Here is an 18,246-nt window from a genome sequence, read left to right as displayed (position 1 = left end):
TTTTGAGAGAACATAAAAAAATGATGAAAATCATTAAAAATTCTCTTGCAAAAAGCTTTAAAATATAATAAAATTTATCTTGTCCCAACAGGATAAATGATTTTGAGAGTGTTACATAAGTAACTAGGTCCAGTGATGATGGCGAAGAGGTCACACCCGTTCCCATACCGAACACGGAAGTTAAGCTCTTCAGCGCCGATGGTAGTTGGGGGTTTCCCCCTGTTAGAGTAGGACGTCGCTGGGCTATAATCTCAAAATTCCAACTTAGTTGTGGATTTTCATTACATTATTCCACAGTAGCTCAGTGGTAGAGCTATCGGCTGTTAACCGATCGGTCGCAGGTTCGAGTCCTGCCTGTGGAGCCATTTTTACTTGCTTCCATAGCTCAGCAGGTAGAGTGCTTCCATGGTAAGGAAGAGGTCACCGGTTCGAGCCCGGTTGGAAGCTCCATATCATAAACATAAACAAACAGTTATGGCCCGTTGGTCAAGCGGTTAAGACACCGCCCTTTCACGGCGGTAACACGGGTTCGAATCCCGTACGGGTCACCATTTCTTATAAATACTTTGGAGGATTAGCTCAGCTGGGAGAGCACCTGCCTTACAAGCAGGGGGTCGGCGGTTCGAACCCGTCATCCTCCACCATTTATTTACTTGCCGGTTTAGCTCAATTGGTAGAGCAACTGACTTGTAATCAGTAGGTTGGGGGTTCAAGTCCTCTAGCCGGCACCATGTTTACTTATTATGATAGTAGACACAAAAGCACATAGAAGTGCTTTAGAAGAGTAACGTCTCTTTTTTTATGTGGAGGGGTAGCGAAGTGGCTAAACGCGGCGGACTGTAAATCCGCTCCCTCCGGGTTCGGCGGTTCGAATCCGTCCCCCTCCACCATCTTATGTTTAACCATTAAAAAGTTAGACGATACTAATAGAATATGCGGGTGTAGTTTAGTGGTAAAACAAGAGCCTTCCAAGCTCTGGTCGTGAGTTCGATTCTCATCACCCGCTCCATATATTTCTTCGGGGCTTTAGCTCAGCTGGGAGAGCGCCTGCCTTGCACGCAGGAGGTCAGCGGTTCGATCCCGCTAAGCTCCACCATATACATAATCATTTCACTTCAGGCGATGCCTGAAGTTTTTTTGTTGTTTAGAAGACTTTAAAATCTTTCACGTTTGATGTTTGATAGAGATTAACTTTTCTACAGCTAGTGCAAAGTGTGATCACATATACTCTAGTCAGTTATGAAGTAGGGGTAAGGGTATGTGGCTCATGAATATTGTCGAACTATGATGACTCGCCGTTATAGCAGCAAAACTCGCCGTATTATCTGCGAAATTTCTAGAATTAGCTTCACAAATACCCCGAATGGTATTTATTATAACGGTCTATTAACTCATGAAGCGGCACCTTCTATAGATTCCCCATTTCAGTGAGTGCTGCTCTTTAAGCACAAGGAAAGAAGATGGCTTTGAGCCATCTTCTTTTTATTAATTTTTATCTTCTTTTTATCCAAAACCTCATAAATATGTATCCAACGCCCGAAAGCGCTTTCTTTTTGGTATATCTATGCATCATTTTGTCCAGTTGAACCATGAAATCCCTTACAGCTACAATAGAGATAGATTTTCAAGTTTTTTGTGTTTTTCATAAGGGAGGAAGAAAAAATGTTGAAAGATATTACAGTGATCGGAGTACCGATGGATTTAGGACAAATGCGCCGCGGTGTTGATATGGGGCCGAGTGCGATTCGATATGCGGGTGTTGTTGAACGCCTTGAGAACCTGGATTATCGTGTAGAAGATTTTGGTGATATAAATATTGCTCGTCCAGAAAAACAAAGTATTGAAAACGAAGGTAATCTAAAAAATTTACAAGGTGTTATTGATGCGAGTGAAAAGCTCTCACAAACCGTATCAAATGTGATCTCAAACAAGAAGTTTCCACTCGTTTTAGGAGGAGACCATAGCATCGCGATTGGTACATTATCTGGTGTTTCTAAACATTATGAGAATCTTGGTGTTATTTGGTACGATGCGCATGGAGATCTGAATACCGCAGATACATCACCGAGCGGAAACATTCATGGGATGCCTCTTGCGGTAAGTATTGGTATCGGGCACGAAAGACTGACAAATATAAGTGACTACACACCAAAGATCAAACCTGAAAATATTGTAATCATTGGAGCGCGCTCCTTAGATGAAGGAGAACGTGAGCTGATTAAAGAAAAAGGTATCAAAGTGTATACGATGCACGAAGTTGATCGACTTGGCATGGCGAAGGTTATGGAAGAGACGATTGAATACTTAGCTCACACAGATGGAGTGCACTTAAGTCTCGATTTAGATGGTCTTGACCCTCATGATGCACCTGGTGTTGGAACGCCTGTACTTGGAGGGATCAGTTATAGGGAGAGCCATTTGGCGATGGAGATGCTAGCTGAAGCGGAAGTTATAACATCTGCGGAGTTTGTTGAGGTTAATCCAATTTTAGATGAAAAGAACAAAACAGCGACAGTGGCTGTAGCTTTAATGGGTTCTTTATTTGGAGAAAAGTTACTATAATAGACCAGATAAAATAAAAACAGTTGCCTCTTTATAGATGCAACTGTTCTTTTTCATTTATGCGTTGATATTGGTTAAGCAGGTGATCAATCTCTTGTGAGAGTTCAACTACTTCTTGTGCGATTAGCGGAAGATGTTTTGAGAGTTCGTTCATTTGCTGTCTGGAGTGTTCGATCTGTTCGATTAATAAATCTCTGTGCATACAAACTACCCCTTTCTGCCTCAGCATAATATTTTATATGATTAATATTCCCAGGTCTGATTTAATTGAAACGCATTATTTAGAAAAAAATACCTTTTTATTTCGTCAAATTCTGCAACATGATAAAATAAAAAAATATGAAAAGATTTGAAACTTATGAAATGCTGGTACGTAAATAAAATCCGAGTGGTGATAAGATAATGGACGCCTTAATAGCGAATATGGTGACCCAAGTAAAAAAAGGGGACCAAGAAGCGTTTGAAGGCATTGTTGACCTTTTTAAAGATAAAATATACCGGCATTGTTTCCGGATGGTCGGCAATGGTCATGAAGCAGAAGATTTAGCACAAGAAACTTTTTTACGTGCTTACCGTAATATAAGTAAGTACAATAGTGAATACAAATTTTCAACCTGGATTTTTCGTATTGCTACAAACCTATGTATCGACAGGTTAAGAAAAAAGAAACCGGATTATTATCTGGATGCAGAAGTGCCCGGAACTGACGGTGCTACTATGTATAGTCAACTTTCGAGTGAAGAACCATTACCTGAAGAAGTGGTTACAGAGAACGAAGAATGGAACGAGCTTCAGGCAGAAATCATGAAGCTACCTGAAAAATATAGGACAGCTATTCTTTTAAAATACGTTGAAGATCTCTCGTTAGAAGAGATCAGTAAGATTATGGACATACCCGTTCCAACAGTAAAAACACGTATACATCGTGGTCGTGAAGCACTGAAGAAAGTATTTCAAATGGTTGTAAAAACGAGGTGATAATAATGCATTGTGAAGTTTCCGTATATGATGAATTAATGAATAAAGTGCTTGATGGTGATGCAACAAAAGAAGAGGAAGTAGACTTTCACAATCATCTTAAGGATTGTGAGACGTGTAGGGAAGAGTTTGAGCTGCTGACAGCGACATTGAAGGAATTGCAGCTACAATCCCATATCAAGGCACCAGAAGGCTTTACAGAGGCTGTGACGGCTAAATTGCCTAAAGAGAGTCAACAAGTTAAGTGGATGCGCTGGATGAAGAGTCATCCTGCTCTAACAGCTGCGGCGATCTTTATGTTCTTCATGGCAGCATCCGTGTTCACGAGTTACAACCAGCAAGACCTCGCCGTTGTAAAGGGCGAAGGAAACCTGCAGATCAAGAAAGCTGAAGGAGTAGTAGTTGTTCCTGCTGGAGAAACAATAAAAGGTGATCTAGTTGTAGAGAATGCGGATGTTCGAATAGAAGGCAGAGTAGAAGGTGACGTTACAGTCATAAAAGGTGATCAATATCTTGCATCGGCTGGAGAAGTAACAGGCCACAGTCAGGAAATCGGTCAAGTGGTCGAATGGGTATGGTATAAGTTGAAGTCTTTAGTTCGTACAAATAAGGAAGCTATGAATGATACTCATAAAGAAAGCCGTTCTCATACGGCTTTTTTTCATGTTTAAATTCACTCTACTTAAAACATCAGCCAACTATCATGAGTAAAACATGTGAAAGTCATGCCAAGTTTTCTTTACATTGAGGTATGCTATAATAAGTAGGTTAAAATTAATTTGATTTTTTTAAAGAATACTACTTCATATGAGGTTTTCAATAATCAACTATCACTACTAAATACTTCAACTAGGAAGACAAACCGGGTTGGGAGGGAATTTATGTTACCAATCGCTGATTTTAATATATTTAATTACATTACACAGATCATAGATATTTTATTAGTGACTTATGTGATCTATAAGCTGATTATGCTGATACGAGGAACGAAAGCTGTTCAATTGTTAAAAGGAATCACCGTAATTATTGTGGTTTGGTTCCTTAGTAGTTCGTTTGACCTCAGAACGATGTCATGGCTGATGGATAAAGTGATTACATACGGTCTTCTTGCAATCATCATCATTTTCCAGCCAGAGTTAAGACGAGCGTTAGAACAACTTGGTCGAGGGAAGTTCTTTTCTCGTACAGGATTGCCTGAAGAGGAAGAAACGGAAAAAGCGATCGCCGCGATCTGTAAGTCAACGAACTATATGTCTAAGCGACGTATAGGCGCAATCATGTCAATCGAGCGAGAAACGGGATTGAGTGAGTATGTGGAAACAGGCATTCCGATTAAAGCGCATCTAACATCAGAATTGCTGACGAATATTTTTGTACCGAACACTCCATTACATGATGGAGCAGTCATCATTAAACAAAGTCAGATCTATGCTGCAGGTTGTTATTTACCTCTAACAGAAAGTCCATTTGTTTCAAAAGAACTTGGGACAAGACATAGAGCTGCACTAGGAATTAGTGAAGTTACTGATGCCGTAACGGTTATTGTTTCTGAGGAAACAGGTACGATCTCACTTACGAAAAATGGGGAGATCTATCGTAACCTGGACGAGGAGTCATTAAGAAATTTGTTAAATGCTGAATTGATTATTGCCAACAAGTCCACTTCCTCAACTCGCTGGAATTGGAGGGGTAAGAAAAATGGACAAACTCCTTAGTAGTTCATGGTTTGTAAAAATTATTGCGTTTCTTCTTGCCCTTATGATGTATACGATTGTAACGATGGAAACACAGGAAGAAGCAGCGAACAATTCGATATTCTCAAAAATGTATACCGAAAGTGAAACAATCGAGAACGTACAGATCAAACCATATTTTGATGATGATCAATATGTTCTTACTGACTTGCCGTCATCGGTTGATCTTACCTTAACTGGTTCTAGCCGATTGATTACAAAAGCGACAAAAGTGGATAAAGAATTCGAAGTCTATATTGATCTAACAAATATGAAACCTGGCAACAAGCGGGTAAAAGTTCAAGTTCAAGGGCTCCCTGAAGGGGTTAAGGCGAAGATTAACCCGGACTATGTGGATGTCATCCTGCATAAAAAAGTAACGAAAGAAATGAACGTGAACGTGGACTTGAAGAATAAGAGAAAACTGCCTGAAGGTTATACAGCAGGTGAGGTTGAGTTTTCACCGAGAACGGTTAATGTCACGGGTGCTGAAGGAATGATCGACCAAATCTCATTTATCACAGGATTTGTGGACGTAAGTGATGCAGATGAAGCGATTCAAACCAAAGTTCCACTTCGTGCGTATAATCAACAAGGAGATATAATCGATGTTCAGGTCAATCCTGGAGTAGCTGAAGTATCTGTACCGATCAAGAAACCTAAGAAGACGGTACCGATTTCTATTGATACGAAAGGTAAGTTAGAAGAGGGGCTTACTCTTCAATCGATTACATCTGATCCGAGTGAGATCACATTGACAGGTACAACAACGTCGTTAGATAAAATCGATTCATATAAAGGAATAACGATAGATTTAAGCGATATCAAAAAAGACACGACGCTTACCGTCGATGTTCCCGTACCAGACGGAATTGACGACGTTTCATTAAAGGAAGTAACGGTGGATGTGAACGTAGAAAAAACGGGCACTGAAGCAGAAACGGAAACAGAAGCGGGTACAGAAACAGATGCAGAGCCAGAAACTGATCAAGAGACGACAAAAACCTTCAGTGATGTTCCTTTAACATTGCTTGGTAATGCCGCTGATAAACAAGCAACTATTCTCGATCCGGCAGATGGTGTTGTAGATGTAACGATAAGAGGTAAAAAGAGTGTCCTTAATTCTCTTAGAAAGTCCGATCTGCAGGGAATCGTGGATGTGAGTTCACTCGATCAAGGAACGCATAAAGTGAAGATAGATTGGAAAAATCCAGGGGATGTTGAACTGACAGGTACAGTTCAGGAAGCCAGTGTGGAAATTCAAACAGAAACCAGCAGTCAATAGTTGAAGGAGAGAGCAATAATGGGAAAATATTTTGGTACCGACGGAGTTAGAGGAGTTGCAAATACAGAGCTTACGCCTGAACTAGCATTTAAATTAGGGCGCTTTGGAGGATATGTTCTTACAAAAAATACAGAAAGACCTAAGATTTTAATAGGACGTGACACGCGCGTTTCGGGGCAGATGCTAGAAGGTGCTCTTGTAGCGGGACTTCTATCAATCGGTGCGGAAGTTATGCGTTTAGGTGTGATTTCAACTCCTGGGGTTGCTTTCTTAACAAAAGCTTTAGGCGCACAGGCAGGTGTGATGATTTCAGCGTCGCATAACCCAGTAGCAGATAACGGCATTAAATTCTTTGGAGCAGATGGCTTCAAGCTATTAGATGAGCAAGAAGCAGAAATTGAAGCCCTTTTGGATAATGAAACGGATGAACTTCCTCGTCCTGTAGGCGGCGACTTAGGTTCAGTCAGCGACTATTTTGAAGGCGGCCAAAAGTATATGCATTATCTGAAACAAACGGTTCCTGGAGATTTTTCTGGTCTTCATATCGCTTTAGATTGCGCGCATGGAGCTACATCATCTCATGCACCACATCTGTTTGCTGACCTTGAAGCAGACATCTCAACGATGGGCACAAGTCCGAACGGTCTAAACATCAATGAAGGTGTAGGAAGTACACATCCTGAGAAGCTTGCTGAACTTGTAAAAGAAAAAGGCTGTGACATGGGGCTTGCATTTGATGGTGATGGTGATCGGTTGATCGCGATCGATGAAAAAGGAAACATTGTCGACGGTGACCAAATCATGTTCATCTGTGCGAAGCACTTAAAAGAGCAAGGTCGTTTGAAGCAAGATACGGTCGTTTCAACAGTAATGAGTAATTTAGGTTTCTATAAAGCTGTAGAAGCAAACGAGATGAAATCGGCACAAACAGCTGTAGGTGACCGTTATGTCATGGAAGAGATGCGTAAGAACGACTTTAACCTTGGTGGAGAACAGTCTGGTCACATCATCTTCTTAGATTACACAACAACAGGAGACGGACTTCTATCTGGAATTCAGCTTGCTTCAATTCTAAAGGCAACTGGAAAGCCATTATCAGAGCTTGCAGGTGAGATGGCAAAATTCCCGCAGCTTCTTATCAATGTGAAAGTAGCGGATAAGTCTAAGTTGAACGGAAACGATGCGATCAAAGCGGCGATCGATAAAGTTGAAACTGAGCTTGAAGGAAACGGCCGAGTGCTTGTTCGTCCTTCTGGAACGGAGCCACTCGTACGCGTAATGGTTGAAGCTCCAACAGAAGAACTTTGCCAAGAGCACGCGGATAAGATCGTAGAAGTAGTAAAGGCTGAGCTCGTTTAAATTAAAAAGAAACTGTCCCTCATAAAATAAAAAAGGGCACGAAACATATGCATATGCGGCTCACAGAAAGAGCTGTGTATGCATATTTTTATTATTATGGAACATTATGTTTCAATTTTTTCTCAGATTGGGAAAGAATAATAATTGACGGTTTTGAAAAACCCGTGTATGATTATTTTTGTTTACTTCAAATAAAAGGAAGGAGTTTACAGTTAATCATTCATCCAAAGCGCCTGAACTGCTGACCGGGAAAAGTAGCAGTTGACGAGGAAGAGGTTCATCGATATTTCGGCGGATGCCTCTCGGAACATCACTTCCGTAAGCTTTTGTTCAAACCAGGTAAGGTGACTTCCTGTACAAAGACGAAAGCAAGTGAAAAAAATAAAAATAGAGAACATAGGTGGGGTTGTGAGCCCCGCTCACGACCCCCTTATGAAAGCCGTCAGCAGAGTGTGATGGCTTTAAGGAGGACGTTTATTTATGTGTGGAATCGTTGGATATATTGGGAATAATGACGCGAAGGAAATTCTTTTACGCGGATTAGAAAAATTAGAATACCGCGGATATGACTCAGCGGGTATCGCTGTACTTAATGAAGACGGAGTTCATGTGTTCAAGGAAAAAGGACGTATTGCAAATCTGCGTGAAAATGTAGATCTTGGGGTAGGTGCATCCGTTGGAATCGGACATACACGCTGGGCAACACACGGAGTTCCGAGCAGAGTTAACTCTCATCCACACCAAAGTTCAACAGAGCGTTTTACACTTGTGCACAACGGTGTAATCGAGAACTATGAACAGGTGAAGAAACAATACATCTCAGGTGTTGAATTGTTGTCTGAAACAGATACAGAAGTTATCGTTCAGCTTGTAGAATACTTTGTAAACGAAGGCTTGGAAGTGGAAGGAGCATTCCGCCGTACATTGTCTGAGTTAAAAGGTTCTTATGCGATCGGACTAATCGACAACCAAAACCCTGAAACCATCTATGTTGGTAAGAATAAAAGCCCGTTATTGGTTGGTAAAGGTGAAGGCTTCAACGTTATTGCAAGTGACGCAATGGCTATGCTTTCTCAAACCGATCAATACGTTGAATTAATGGATAAAGAAATCGTAATCGTGACACGCGACAGCTATACGATCAAGACTCTTGACGGTACAGTTGTTGAGCGCGCACCATATACAGCTGAATTAGATGCAAGCGACATCGAAAAAGGAACGTATCCTCATTTCATGTTAAAAGAGATCGATGAGCAGCCTTTCGTAATGCGTAACATCATCAATCAATACCAAAACGAAAATGGCGATCTTAAGCTAGATGATGATATTCGTGCTGCGATGAAAGAAGCGGACCGTGTATATATTATCGCTTGCGGAACGAGCTACCACGCAGGTCTTGTTGGAAAACAGCTGATCGAAAACATCGCTAACATTCCTGTTGAAGCACACATCGCGAGTGAGTTTGTATACAACATGCCGCTTTTATCTGAAAAGCCGTTGTTCATCTTCATCTCTCAATCCGGTGAGACTGCAGACAGCCGTGCCGTATTGGTTGAAGTGAAGAGACTTGGACACAAAGCGTTAACAATTACGAACGTTCCAGGATCTACACTTTCTCGTGAAGCAAACTACACGCTTAACTTGTATGCAGGTCCTGAGATCGCAGTAGCATCAACGAAAGCATACACAGCTCAAATCGCAGTACTGGCAATACTAGCTGTTGACTCAGCTCGTGCAAAAGGAATCGAGTTAGACTTCAATCCGCTACAAGAGCTTGCAATCGTTGCAAACGCGATGGAAGTACTTTGTGACCAAAAAGAAGAGATGGAGAAAATCGCACGCGAGTACTTAGCTGTAACTCGTAACGCATTCTTCATCGGGCGTGCTGCTGACTTCTACGTATGTTTAGAAGCTGCACTTAAATTAAAAGAAATCTCTTACATCCAAGCAGAAGGTTTTGCTGGAGGAGAATTAAAGCACGGTACGATCGCATTGATCGAAGACGGTACACCAGTTATCGCTCTTGCAACTCAAGAGCATGTTAACTTAAGCATCCGTGGTAACGTGAAAGAAGTAGCAGCACGTGGAGCTTACACGTGCGTGATCTCTATGGATGGTCTGCAAGAAGAAGGCGACCGCGTCGTTCTTCCGAAGATTCACCCGTACTTGACGCCGTTAGTATCTGTACTTCCAATGCAGCTGATCTCTTACTACGCAGCGCTTCACCGCGACTGTGACGTAGATAAGCCGCGTAACCTTGCGAAGTCAGTAACAGTAGAATAGATCATTGAATAACACAGAACCTCCTGTAGCGATACGGGAGGTTTTTTTCTTTGAAAGTGTTGCTTTCCGCTCCAGGTTGCGCGCTTTCCATGGGGCGAACGGTGAGCCTCCTGCCGCTTTGCGCCATTAGGAGTCTCCACCTGACCGCTCGTCCCATAGGAGTCGGCAACCTTACGCTACAATCAACTTGCATAAGAAGTGCAAAGAAATTCTTTAGCAATCACTTTTTAGAAAAGGCTGTTTTCGTAAACTTTGTTGCTTAAATAGTGTTGATATCCTTTCCAGGGTGCTCTCTTTCCACTGGACAGGAGGAGAGCGACATTCGGACGTTTCCTTTTCTTTGTCACACCTTTCTACTTGCAGTGGCTAGCCCATAAAGGAAAAGCGGTGCAGTAATTTTAAATTGTAAGAATATCCTTTATTCTGTATAATTGAGAATGGATTTCAATTAGTTCTATTTCAATTAAAACAGAAAAGGAGGTCTATACGTGTTAGCTCGCTTTTTTGCTTATTATAGACCCTATAAATGGTTGTTCATACTTGATTTCAGTTGTGCCATTCTAGTTGGAATTTTAGAGTTGGCCTTTCCGTTAGCTGTAAACCAAGTGATCGATAAGCTTCTTCCTGATGGTAACTGGGAGATTATTTCTCTAGCTTGTCTAGGTTTGTTGCTCGTGTATCTTTTGAATACTTTTCTTCATTTTGTTGTCACGTATTGGGGGCATAAGCTTGGGATCAATATTGAAACAGATATGCGTCAGCAGCTGTTCACTCATATGCAGAAACTCTCGTTTGGTTATTATGACAACAATAAGACAGGTCATAGTATTTCGCGCCTTACGAAAGACTTGGAAGAGATCGGAGAAGTTGCTCACCACGGGCCAGAAGATGTGTTTGTGGCCGTTATGACTTTGATTGGCTCGTTCGGACTCATGTTAACGATCAATTGGAAGCTCGCTGTTTTGTCTTTTATCGTTATTCCTTTATTGATCATTCTTGCTATTTACTTTAATAAGAAAATGACGATCACGTTTAGAAAAATGTTTCAGGATGTAGCGGAGATCAATGCAAGAGTAGAGGACAGCATCGGTGGAATACGTGTTGTTCAGGCGTTTGCGAACGAAAAATATGAACAGGAAAAGTTTAGAGAAAACAATAAGAATTATCGTCTTACAAAGCTTCAGTCTTATAAGATCATGGCTCAAAACGTTATGTCAAACTATGTATTAATGAGGTTAGTTACGCTTTTTACCTTATTGTTTGGTACATACTTTGTCATTTCAGGTGAACTAACGTATGGACAGTTTGTTGCTTTTATTTTGTTATCGAACATTTTGATCGGACCTATTCAAAAAATAAACGCCGTGATTGAAAGCTATCCTAAAGGTATTGCTGGTTTTAAGCGGTTCGTTGAAATCATGGACACGGACCCAGACATAGCAGATTCAGAAGATGCTATAGAGGTTGCTTTAAAAGGAGCGATTCGTTATCAAGGTGTTACGTTTGGTTATGAAGGTCATAGATCAGTATTAAATAATATCGATCTATCTATTCGCTCTGGTGAAACTGTCGCGTTTGTAGGACCATCTGGAGCGGGTAAGACAACATTATGTAGTTTATTGCCTCGTTTTTATGATGTGCAAAATGGATCGATCACGATAGACGGTATCAACATCCAAGAGATGAAGCTAGAATCATTACGAAAACAAATCGGTATCGTGCAACAAGATGTTTTTCTTTTTTCAGGTACGATCAAAGAAAATATTGCTTACGGTGACCTAAATGCGACCGATGCTGAAATTATGGATGCGGCGAAGAGAGCTCGATTGGATGACTTTATTAAAGACCAGCCTGAAGGACTCCAGGCAGTGATCGGTGAAAGAGGGGTCAAGCTTTCAGGAGGTCAGAAACAGAGACTAGCCATTGCTCGTATGTTCTTGAAGAATCCGCCGATTCTAATTCTAGACGAAGCTACATCTGCTTTAGATACGGAAACAGAAGTTGCGATTCAAAAAGCATTAGAAGAGTTAACAGAAGGAAGAACGACCCTCGTTATTGCACATAGACTTGCAACGATAAAAAATGCCGATCGAATATTGGTCGTAACAAGTGATGGAATTGCAGAACAAGGCAGTCATCACGATCTGTTAGCATCAAAAGGAATCTATAGTCGTTTACATGCAGCGCAATTTGGATGATTTATCTCATCCAATCATAAGAGTCCCTTTTCAATTTTAGAGAAGGGGCTTTTTTTATTAGAAAGTATAACTTCTTAACAGGTATAAAAGAGGTCATTGAGGAAGAATAAAGTAAGATAAAAAAAGAATTGACCATGTGGTGCACAACACGGTTTATGATGGAATGGCAGGCGGTGAATTGTCCATGTATCGAGTAAGTGAGTTTTCAGAAATGACGGGATTGAGCAAAGAAACCCTTCGATATTATGCAGAGGTGAAGTTATTAGAGCCTGTCTATGTCGATCCAAAGAATAAGTATCGATATTACGATAACGGATCTTACTTAATTGCAATGATCTTAGCTCGTTTGAGAACCTTTAACTTCACCATACAAGAGATGCTGTCTGTCATTGAAGATGAATCCTTTGAGAATCTAGAACACATCTTAAACGAAAAAAAGAGAAATATTCAACAAAAGATAGATGAACTATACGGCACGATAGATGAGATCGATCAATTTTTATTATGGGGAAAGGAAGAGGATGAAAAATGCTAACGTGGAAAGAAGAGAGAATGATACCAGTAAACATTGAAAGAATTTGGGAGCTTTTTTCTGATGAGAATATTCAAAGGATCATGCCGAACGTTGTAGAGCATACACCGATTGAGAAGAAAGAGGGTGTGGTTGGTTCTACGTACAAGCAGTCCTATAAAGAGGGACGCAGGATAGAAACGTATATCGTAGAAACATTGGCATACGAAGATACTATCGATCGAAAGCATTTAGAAATCGGTTTTAGCTTGGCTAAAGCATTTGAGATTCAAACGGCGTTCACTCTAATTAAGGTTCAAATAAAGGCATCAACTTTTTAGGAAAAGTGATGTTAAAGATCGCTGGAGACAAAAACAATAATAAAGTCGTTCATGATTTTATGGAGACCGTTGAAAGAGAAAGCCTAACGAATACTACTGTGTAAAAACTCTCTGTTTAAACTATGTATAACATGATGTTTTATTTTCCATCCTAAAAGGTAGATATAATAGAGCCAAACTTTTAAGGAGTGGATGACATGGATAAAGAGCAGATGAAGAATAAAGTATATGAAGTAGTAGATAAAAAACAGACTGGCGTGCTGGCAACGGTTAAGAAGAATAAGCCACATTCTCGCTACATGACCTTCTTCCACGACGAGCTTACCTTTTATACACCAACAAGTATTGAGACACATAAAGCTGACGAGATTCAAGACAACCCGAATGTTCACGTACTTGTCGGCTATGATGGAGAAGGATATAATGACCCTTATCTTGAAATTGAAGGTACAGCTACAATTAGAGATGATCAAGGATTAAAAGAAAAATTCTGGAACGATCAAATGAAACACTATTTTGAAGGCCCGAATGACCCTAACTATATCTTGCTTGAGATCAAACCAAGCTTGATCCGACTTATGAATGATGGTGAACACGAACCACAAACATTAGAATTATAAAAATAAAGGCCTCTCTTTTGAATAAAAGAGAGGCCTTTGTACGTCTAAATTCTATAAAGGAAGAGATTTGTAATAAAAAGGAAAATATCTATCTTTAAACGAAAGAATATTCGATGAATAAAAAGGGGGATTACTTTTTGAGAAATTGGGGTGCTTTATTTATTGTAGGGATTCTTCTTACTGGCTGCTCTGAAAAAGAAGCTGAAAAAGAATCGAAGTTCACGATTAAAGATGCGATCAAAAAGAATCATGTGGTCATTCAAAATCTTTCCGAAAAGGAAATTGAACTAATGACTGGTGCAACCAAAACCGAGCATCTTGTTCCTATGTTCACCTTTTTAGATGATGTAAAAGCAGATAAAGAAAGCAAGCTTCAGATAACGGTTTTTTCTAAAAACGGTGAATCGACAACGAGTGAATTGCACTATGTTAATAAAGACAAAACGATTTTCAAGAACAACAACAAAACATTCGGCATGCCAACTGGTGAGATTGAATGTAGCTATATTTTGGATTCCCATCAAAACTTGATGGTAGATGGATGTACAACAGAAGTTTCTACACTATTAGTCACCCCATTTAGTCCAAGAGATTTTAATCTAGCAAAAGCGGACTATAAGAGTAAGGAATAGGGGTTTGTCATGCCATACATTTTAAAAGATAGTTTCCTCTCAATGGTTCTTTCTGTCGTTGGAATTATTCTACTAGGATCTGTTCCATATATGTTCAGTGGGATGACATTCAACACTAGCGGTTATTTGGATGGAATAACTGAAATGTTCAGAGTCATGCTTCACCCTGAAGAGATCATGTACTTTGCAGAAAGTGGTCCTTACCCGCTCTTTCCAAGCATGTGGGGAATCTATGGCTACTCGGTTACCATTCTGTTTGCTGCATTCTTTATAGCGATTATCGTAGCTTTATTATTTGCTCTATTCATATTCATGCTTCCATCTGGCTTAAAGAATAGAATAAGAGTATTTTCTTTTGTTTTTGAATCGATTCCAGATGTATTGATCGCGATTGGTATACAGTTCTTTATCGTATGGTTCTTTAAGAAAACGAACATCTTATTATTTCAGATTGTATCTCTGTACGATCAGAAGACTTATTTTGTTCCGATCTTGTGCTTAACCATTTTGCCAACCTTTCTTATTCTGCGCATCCTATTATTGAACATAGAAGAAGAGTACAGAAAGCTTTATGTAGATACGGCAAGAAGTAAAGGAATGGGCCGCTTTCGAATCTTATGGCGCCATGTTCTACCAAATACATTGCTAAGTGTATTTCACCAGTCACGAAATATATTATGGTTTATGCTATCCAACCTGCTGATGATTGAATTCCTATTTAATATTTATGGCATTACATCACTTATTCGGATCAGTGGAACTCCGGCAGTCTTTACGATCTCAATGCTGCTGCTATTTGTTCCGATGTTTCTTTTTTTCACTTTGTTAAGAGTGATCACGTTTAAATGGGTTGGTGAAAAATGATTAAAAATATATGGAAAGACCCTTTCTTTATTGTCGGATTCTTGTTTGTGTTTGGTCTTCTGATTGCTAGCTTCTATCATCAAATCGTGCTGGATAATGCAATTTATGAAGAACAGTATATATACGATGAAGAGGGAATGCCGAAAGAAAAGGCGCCTTTTGAACCGTCCAGTCTTTACTGGTTTGGCAGTGACCGGATGGGAGCTGATCTGTTCTCTCAAATTATATCTGGAGCTAAATACACGATTGGTATCGCGCTTGTTGTTAGCCTGCTTAGGGTCGGTCTATCATTCATTGGATCGTTTCTGTTGTGGAGAGCGGGAAGAGTGATGCCGTTTATAAAAGGATTATCCCAATCGTTCTATTACATCCCGTCAGCGCTGTTAATCTTTTTTATTGTAGGACCGATAATACGTTTAGAAAATTTCACATTTTGGGAGAAAGCATTTTTTGAGATGCTACTGATCATAGCTATAGCGTTGCCGAACACTTCTATTCTTATAAAAGAAGAGATCCTTCTGATCGAAAAAGAAGAGTTTATTACAAGTGCTAAATTAATGGGGGGTTCTAGAGTAAGAATTCTATCAAAACACATACTGCCCCATCTATGGCCAAAGCTGTTGCTGATTTATGTACAACAAGTGATTGCCGTCCTCCTTATGTTAGCTCACCTAGGAATATTAGGCGTATTCTTTGGTGGAACAACGATGAGGGAATTCACAAACGAATATGAAATACCAGCATCAGATTCCAATGAATGGTCAGGGCTGATAGGAGGTTATTATTATCAGCTTCGTTTAGCGCCTTGGCTTGTTTTCTTTCCAGTGTTCAGTTTTGCCGCTGTTATATTAGCTTTTAACTTTATGGCAGAGGGCATCAAACAATCAACGAACAAGCTGCCTCTACAAAAAAAGGTGAAGAGCAAAAGTGAACGAAAGCCAAACATTAAATTGGTAGCAAAAGAGTCATTCGTCTTTTTATCAGAAAAGAAGACAGGTTGATAACTTGTGGCTATAAAATAAAAAGACAAGAGCATGGACTCTTGCCTTTTTAACGATTTACTATCTCAACGTCGCACCGATGATGATGAGAAGGATAAATAGCACGACAATTAAAGCGAAAACGCCGCTTCCGCCGCCGTAACCACCATAGCCATAACCACATGGAGTGCAGGAACCATATCCGTAACCTGGATAGCCCCAATTACGTTGTTGTTTTTGTCTTTTTCCAAACATGCTGTAAGTCCTCCTTCTTTCTTGTGCCTTATGCTTTCATCTTAGTGTATGTCCCAGGAGAAGGAGTGACATGGACAAAATCCTATTAAAATGAAAAAGTTTAATGGAATACTAGGAGGACATGCTAATGAGTGAAATAATCAAGCAGTATAACAGTTTAGTGAATTGGCTCGAGGAACTAAAAAGAGTGCCTGAAGATTATTGGCTAGAACCTATTCATGAAGGTAAGTGGTCTATAGGTGAGATCATCGCCCATCTAAAAGCATGGGATGTCTTCGTTTGGGATGAAAGGTTTTCTCGTTTTTTAAAGAAATCTGACCTGCCACCTAAAAAAGGGAATGTAGAAGAAATAAACAGGAATGCTGCCCATGAAGCAAGATCAGGTATTTCTAAAAATGCATTAATCGATGAAGTGATCGAATGCCGACTTGTCTTAACTAGGAAACTTCAAGAAGTGCCCAGCGCAATATGGGAAGAGAAAATCCAAATGGGGAATTCCTTTGTTACATTATGTGAATATATCAAGGGTATGGTCGAGCACGACGAACATCATAAAAAGCAGATTGAAAAATCCCTTTTGAATAAAGGGATTAAACTATCCAAACAAGAAATGTTAACTAGTAGGAAATAAAGTCGAATTTCCCCGGAAATTATCTTAGGAAATAATGGAAACCTTTGAGAGAGCTTCTATCAAGACAGAAGTTCTTTTTTTCGTTAACATAAAAGAAAAACGAATTAAGAGGACCTATGGATACAGTAACTCACACATTGTTTGGTTTAACGTTGTATGGCGCTGCAAATAAAATGAATATGGACAAGTCACACAAGAGAGCTTTGTTGTTTACGACAGTGGTTGGAAGTCAGATTCCTGATATTGATGTGGTCGTAAACCTTACAGAAACGGGCCGCATCATGCAGCAAATGTGGCATAGAGGATTAACACACTCTTTTTTCCTCGTTCCTGTTTGGGGCATTATCATCTATCTTCTTAGTAGGATTTTATTTAAGGTCAAAGATCGAAGGCTATTCTACTGGGCGCTCTTAGCTGTGTTTATTCATAATACGAGTGATCTCTTTAACACGTGGGGAACAGGGTACCTCGAGCCTTTAACAAGCTATCGAGTCACATTTGGTACGATTTCAATCGTTGATTTTGTATTTTGGTTTTTAATGCTTGCTGGTTTTATCGTATCAAGAAAAAAAGAACCGTCAGATCGTTTTAAAGTGTTCCGTGTGGTATGGATCTTAATGGTTGCTCATGTTGCGGTTCAATCTTTACAAGGCTATGTGATCTATAGCGAAGCAAAAGAAAAGTATGATGAGGTCGCATTAGCTGCTGGCTTTGTTCCTACACAGTTTCAAGTAATTGGGAAAAAAGATAGTGAAGTAGAAATTGTAAAAGATAGTATTTTTATTGAGCCTGAGGTTGAACATCGTTTGGTTTCGAGCGATGAAGCTGATTTAGAGCCACTGTTTGAAGAAAACCCACGCGCAAAAACCCTTTACGACTGGTCTCCATTCGTGGTTGTGGTTGAAGAAGAGGAGAAACTCGGAATTTATGATCCCCGGTTTTATCGTAATGGGGATCCTTTTTGTATGAGTTCATAGAAAAGTAACCCGCTAAATTTGAACTGCACCCCGAATT

Annotated in this window: 18 protein-coding genes, 8 tRNA genes and 1 rRNA gene; 25 read left to right on the top strand and 2 right to left on the bottom strand. The window is 40.0% G+C overall.

The features are described 5' to 3' along the window. Positions 1–128 precede the first annotated feature (128 nt). From rrf to rocF, 10 genes are all read left to right on the top strand, one after another. Positions 129–244, top strand: a 5S ribosomal RNA gene (gene rrf / locus P4V41_RS19030). A gap of 46 nt (positions 245–290) precedes the next feature. Continuing rightward, positions 291–365 (top strand) — tRNA-Asn (locus P4V41_RS19025). A 9-nt stretch (positions 366–374) separates the two neighbouring features. Beyond that, a tRNA-Thr gene (locus P4V41_RS19020) sits at positions 375–450 on the top strand. 26 nt (positions 451–476) lie between these two features. Continuing rightward, positions 477–551 (top strand) — tRNA-Glu (locus tag P4V41_RS19015). A gap of 17 nt (positions 552–568) precedes the next feature. Continuing rightward, a tRNA-Val gene (locus tag P4V41_RS19010) sits at positions 569–644 on the top strand. Positions 645–655: 11 nt separating this feature from the next. Then, positions 656–731: transfer RNA gene (locus tag P4V41_RS19005), tRNA-Thr, on the top strand. Positions 732–805: 74 nt separating this feature from the next. Beyond that, a tRNA-Tyr gene (locus tag P4V41_RS19000) sits at positions 806–890 on the top strand. Between the two features lie 45 nt (positions 891–935). Then, positions 936–1,009, top strand: a tRNA-Gly gene (locus P4V41_RS18995). Positions 1,010–1,020: 11 nt separating this feature from the next. Then, positions 1,021–1,096, top strand: a tRNA-Ala gene (locus P4V41_RS18990). Positions 1,097–1,662: 566 nt separating this feature from the next. After that, positions 1,663–2,562: an arginase gene (rocF, locus tag P4V41_RS18985; protein WP_328086726.1), complete on the top strand. Its 900-nt coding sequence runs from the start codon at positions 1,663–1,665 to the stop codon at positions 2,560–2,562. Between the two features lie 31 nt (positions 2,563–2,593). Here rocF and P4V41_RS18980 read toward each other — a convergent pair whose 3' ends face one another. Next, complete coding sequence (locus P4V41_RS18980) at positions 2,594–2,764, bottom strand: aspartyl-phosphate phosphatase Spo0E family protein (RefSeq protein WP_171005666.1); 171 nt, start codon at positions 2,762–2,764, stop codon at positions 2,594–2,596. Positions 2,765–2,964: 200 nt separating this feature from the next. On the opposite strand from P4V41_RS18980, the gene sigW reads away from it, so the two are divergent. The 13 genes from sigW to P4V41_RS18915 all read left to right on the top strand — a co-directional run bounded on the left by sigW (position 2,965) and on the right by P4V41_RS18915 (position 16,367). Beyond that, positions 2,965–3,540 (top strand): RNA polymerase sigma factor SigW, encoded by a 576-nt coding sequence (sigW, locus tag P4V41_RS18975; protein WP_144704627.1) that lies wholly within the window; start codon positions 2,965–2,967, stop codon positions 3,538–3,540. 5 nt (positions 3,541–3,545) lie between these two features. Continuing rightward, positions 3,546–4,211, top strand: coding sequence for a zf-HC2 domain-containing protein (locus tag P4V41_RS18970; protein WP_328086725.1), 666 nt, complete (start codon positions 3,546–3,548; stop codon positions 4,209–4,211). A 210-nt stretch (positions 4,212–4,421) separates the two neighbouring features. Continuing rightward, positions 4,422–5,255 (top strand): diadenylate cyclase CdaA, encoded by an 834-nt coding sequence (cdaA, locus tag P4V41_RS18965; RefSeq protein WP_328086724.1) that lies wholly within the window; start codon positions 4,422–4,424, stop codon positions 5,253–5,255. Beyond that, positions 5,239–6,558 (top strand): CdaR family protein, encoded by a 1,320-nt coding sequence (locus tag P4V41_RS18960; RefSeq protein WP_328086723.1) that lies wholly within the window; start codon positions 5,239–5,241, stop codon positions 6,556–6,558. Before cdaA ends, P4V41_RS18960 begins: the two co-directional genes overlap by 17 nt. An 18-nt stretch (positions 6,559–6,576) precedes the next feature. After that, positions 6,577–7,917 (top strand): phosphoglucosamine mutase, encoded by a 1,341-nt coding sequence (gene glmM / locus P4V41_RS18955; RefSeq protein WP_328086722.1) that lies wholly within the window; start codon positions 6,577–6,579, stop codon positions 7,915–7,917. A gap of 480 nt (positions 7,918–8,397) precedes the next feature. Then, complete coding sequence (glmS, locus tag P4V41_RS18950) at positions 8,398–10,200, top strand: glutamine--fructose-6-phosphate transaminase (isomerizing) (RefSeq protein WP_328086721.1); 1,803 nt, start codon at positions 8,398–8,400, stop codon at positions 10,198–10,200. A gap of 488 nt (positions 10,201–10,688) precedes the next feature. Continuing rightward, entirely contained in the window at positions 10,689–12,398 is a 1,710-nt protein-coding gene (locus tag P4V41_RS18945) for an ABC transporter ATP-binding protein (protein ID WP_328086720.1), read from the top strand. 136 nt (positions 12,399–12,534) lie between these two features. Then, positions 12,535–12,933: a MerR family transcriptional regulator gene (locus tag P4V41_RS18940; protein WP_328086719.1), complete on the top strand. Its 399-nt coding sequence runs from the start codon at positions 12,535–12,537 to the stop codon at positions 12,931–12,933. Beyond that, a complete protein-coding gene (locus P4V41_RS18935) occupies positions 12,927–13,250 on the top strand; it encodes an SRPBCC family protein (protein WP_328086718.1) in 324 nt (107 codons plus the stop codon). Before P4V41_RS18940 ends, P4V41_RS18935 begins: the two co-directional genes overlap by 7 nt. Positions 13,251–13,447: 197 nt before the next feature. Further along, positions 13,448–13,870, top strand: coding sequence for a pyridoxamine 5'-phosphate oxidase family protein (locus P4V41_RS18930; protein ID WP_328086717.1), 423 nt, complete (start codon positions 13,448–13,450; stop codon positions 13,868–13,870). A gap of 137 nt (positions 13,871–14,007) precedes the next feature. Continuing rightward, positions 14,008–14,502: a hypothetical protein gene (locus P4V41_RS18925; RefSeq protein ID WP_328086716.1), complete on the top strand. Its 495-nt coding sequence runs from the start codon at positions 14,008–14,010 to the stop codon at positions 14,500–14,502. A 9-nt stretch (positions 14,503–14,511) separates the two neighbouring features. Continuing rightward, positions 14,512–15,366 (top strand): ABC transporter permease subunit, encoded by an 855-nt coding sequence (locus tag P4V41_RS18920; protein ID WP_328086715.1) that lies wholly within the window; start codon positions 14,512–14,514, stop codon positions 15,364–15,366. Further along, on the top strand, positions 15,363–16,367 hold the full coding sequence (locus P4V41_RS18915) for an ABC transporter permease (protein ID WP_328086714.1): 1,005 nt from the start codon (positions 15,363–15,365) through the stop codon (positions 16,365–16,367). Before P4V41_RS18920 ends, P4V41_RS18915 begins: the two co-directional genes overlap by 4 nt. A gap of 60 nt (positions 16,368–16,427) precedes the next feature. Here P4V41_RS18915 and P4V41_RS18910 read toward each other — a convergent pair whose 3' ends face one another. After that, complete coding sequence (locus P4V41_RS18910) at positions 16,428–16,601, bottom strand: YjcZ family sporulation protein (RefSeq protein ID WP_197134286.1); 174 nt, start codon at positions 16,599–16,601, stop codon at positions 16,428–16,430. A 127-nt stretch (positions 16,602–16,728) separates the two neighbouring features. On the opposite strand from P4V41_RS18910, the gene P4V41_RS18905 reads away from it, so the two are divergent. Further along, a complete protein-coding gene (locus P4V41_RS18905) occupies positions 16,729–17,232 on the top strand; it encodes a DinB family protein (protein WP_328086713.1) in 504 nt (167 codons plus the stop codon). 116 nt (positions 17,233–17,348) lie between these two features. Beyond that, positions 17,349–18,209 carry a metal-dependent hydrolase gene (locus P4V41_RS18900; protein ID WP_328086712.1) on the top strand — a complete coding sequence of 287 codons (861 nt, stop codon included), beginning with the start codon at positions 17,349–17,351 and terminating at the stop codon, positions 18,207–18,209. Positions 18,210–18,246: the final 37 nt, after the last annotated feature.

The organism is Fictibacillus nanhaiensis, from assembly GCF_036213205.1.
GTDB lineage: Bacteria > Bacillota > Bacilli > Bacillales > Fictibacillaceae > Fictibacillus > Fictibacillus nanhaiensis_E.
This window is presented reverse-complemented; position numbering and strand designations above follow the sequence as displayed.

Excerpts from the sequence above, each read along its gene's own strand:
- P4V41_RS18915 (WP_328086714.1), top strand. The coding sequence starts at position 15,363 with ATGATTAAAAATATATGGAAAGACCCTTTCTTTATTGTCGGATTCTTG.
- P4V41_RS18910 (WP_197134286.1), bottom strand. The coding sequence starts at position 16,601 with ATGTTTGGAAAAAGACAAAAACAACAACGTAATTGGGGCTATCCAGGT.
- glmM (WP_328086722.1), top strand. The coding sequence starts at position 6,577 with ATGGGAAAATATTTTGGTACCGACGGAGTTAGAGGAGTTGCAAATACA.
- P4V41_RS18900 (WP_328086712.1), top strand. The coding sequence starts at position 17,349 with ATGGATACAGTAACTCACACATTGTTTGGTTTAACGTTGTATGGCGCT.
- rocF (WP_328086726.1), top strand. The coding sequence starts at position 1,663 with ATGTTGAAAGATATTACAGTGATCGGAGTACCGATGGATTTAGGACAA.
- P4V41_RS18920 (WP_328086715.1), top strand. The coding sequence starts at position 14,512 with ATGCCATACATTTTAAAAGATAGTTTCCTCTCAATGGTTCTTTCTGTC.
- P4V41_RS18935 (WP_328086718.1), top strand. The coding sequence starts at position 12,927 with ATGCTAACGTGGAAAGAAGAGAGAATGATACCAGTAAACATTGAAAGA.
- glmS (WP_328086721.1), top strand. The coding sequence starts at position 8,398 with ATGTGTGGAATCGTTGGATATATTGGGAATAATGACGCGAAGGAAATT.
- P4V41_RS18980 (WP_171005666.1), bottom strand. The coding sequence starts at position 2,764 with ATGCACAGAGATTTATTAATCGAACAGATCGAACACTCCAGACAGCAA.
- P4V41_RS18930 (WP_328086717.1), top strand. The coding sequence starts at position 13,448 with ATGGATAAAGAGCAGATGAAGAATAAAGTATATGAAGTAGTAGATAAA.
- P4V41_RS18905 (WP_328086713.1), top strand. The coding sequence starts at position 16,729 with ATGAGTGAAATAATCAAGCAGTATAACAGTTTAGTGAATTGGCTCGAG.
- cdaA (WP_328086724.1), top strand. The coding sequence starts at position 4,422 with ATGTTACCAATCGCTGATTTTAATATATTTAATTACATTACACAGATC.
- sigW (WP_144704627.1), top strand. The coding sequence starts at position 2,965 with ATGGACGCCTTAATAGCGAATATGGTGACCCAAGTAAAAAAAGGGGAC.
- P4V41_RS18970 (WP_328086725.1), top strand. The coding sequence starts at position 3,546 with ATGCATTGTGAAGTTTCCGTATATGATGAATTAATGAATAAAGTGCTT.
- P4V41_RS18960 (WP_328086723.1), top strand. The coding sequence starts at position 5,239 with ATGGACAAACTCCTTAGTAGTTCATGGTTTGTAAAAATTATTGCGTTT.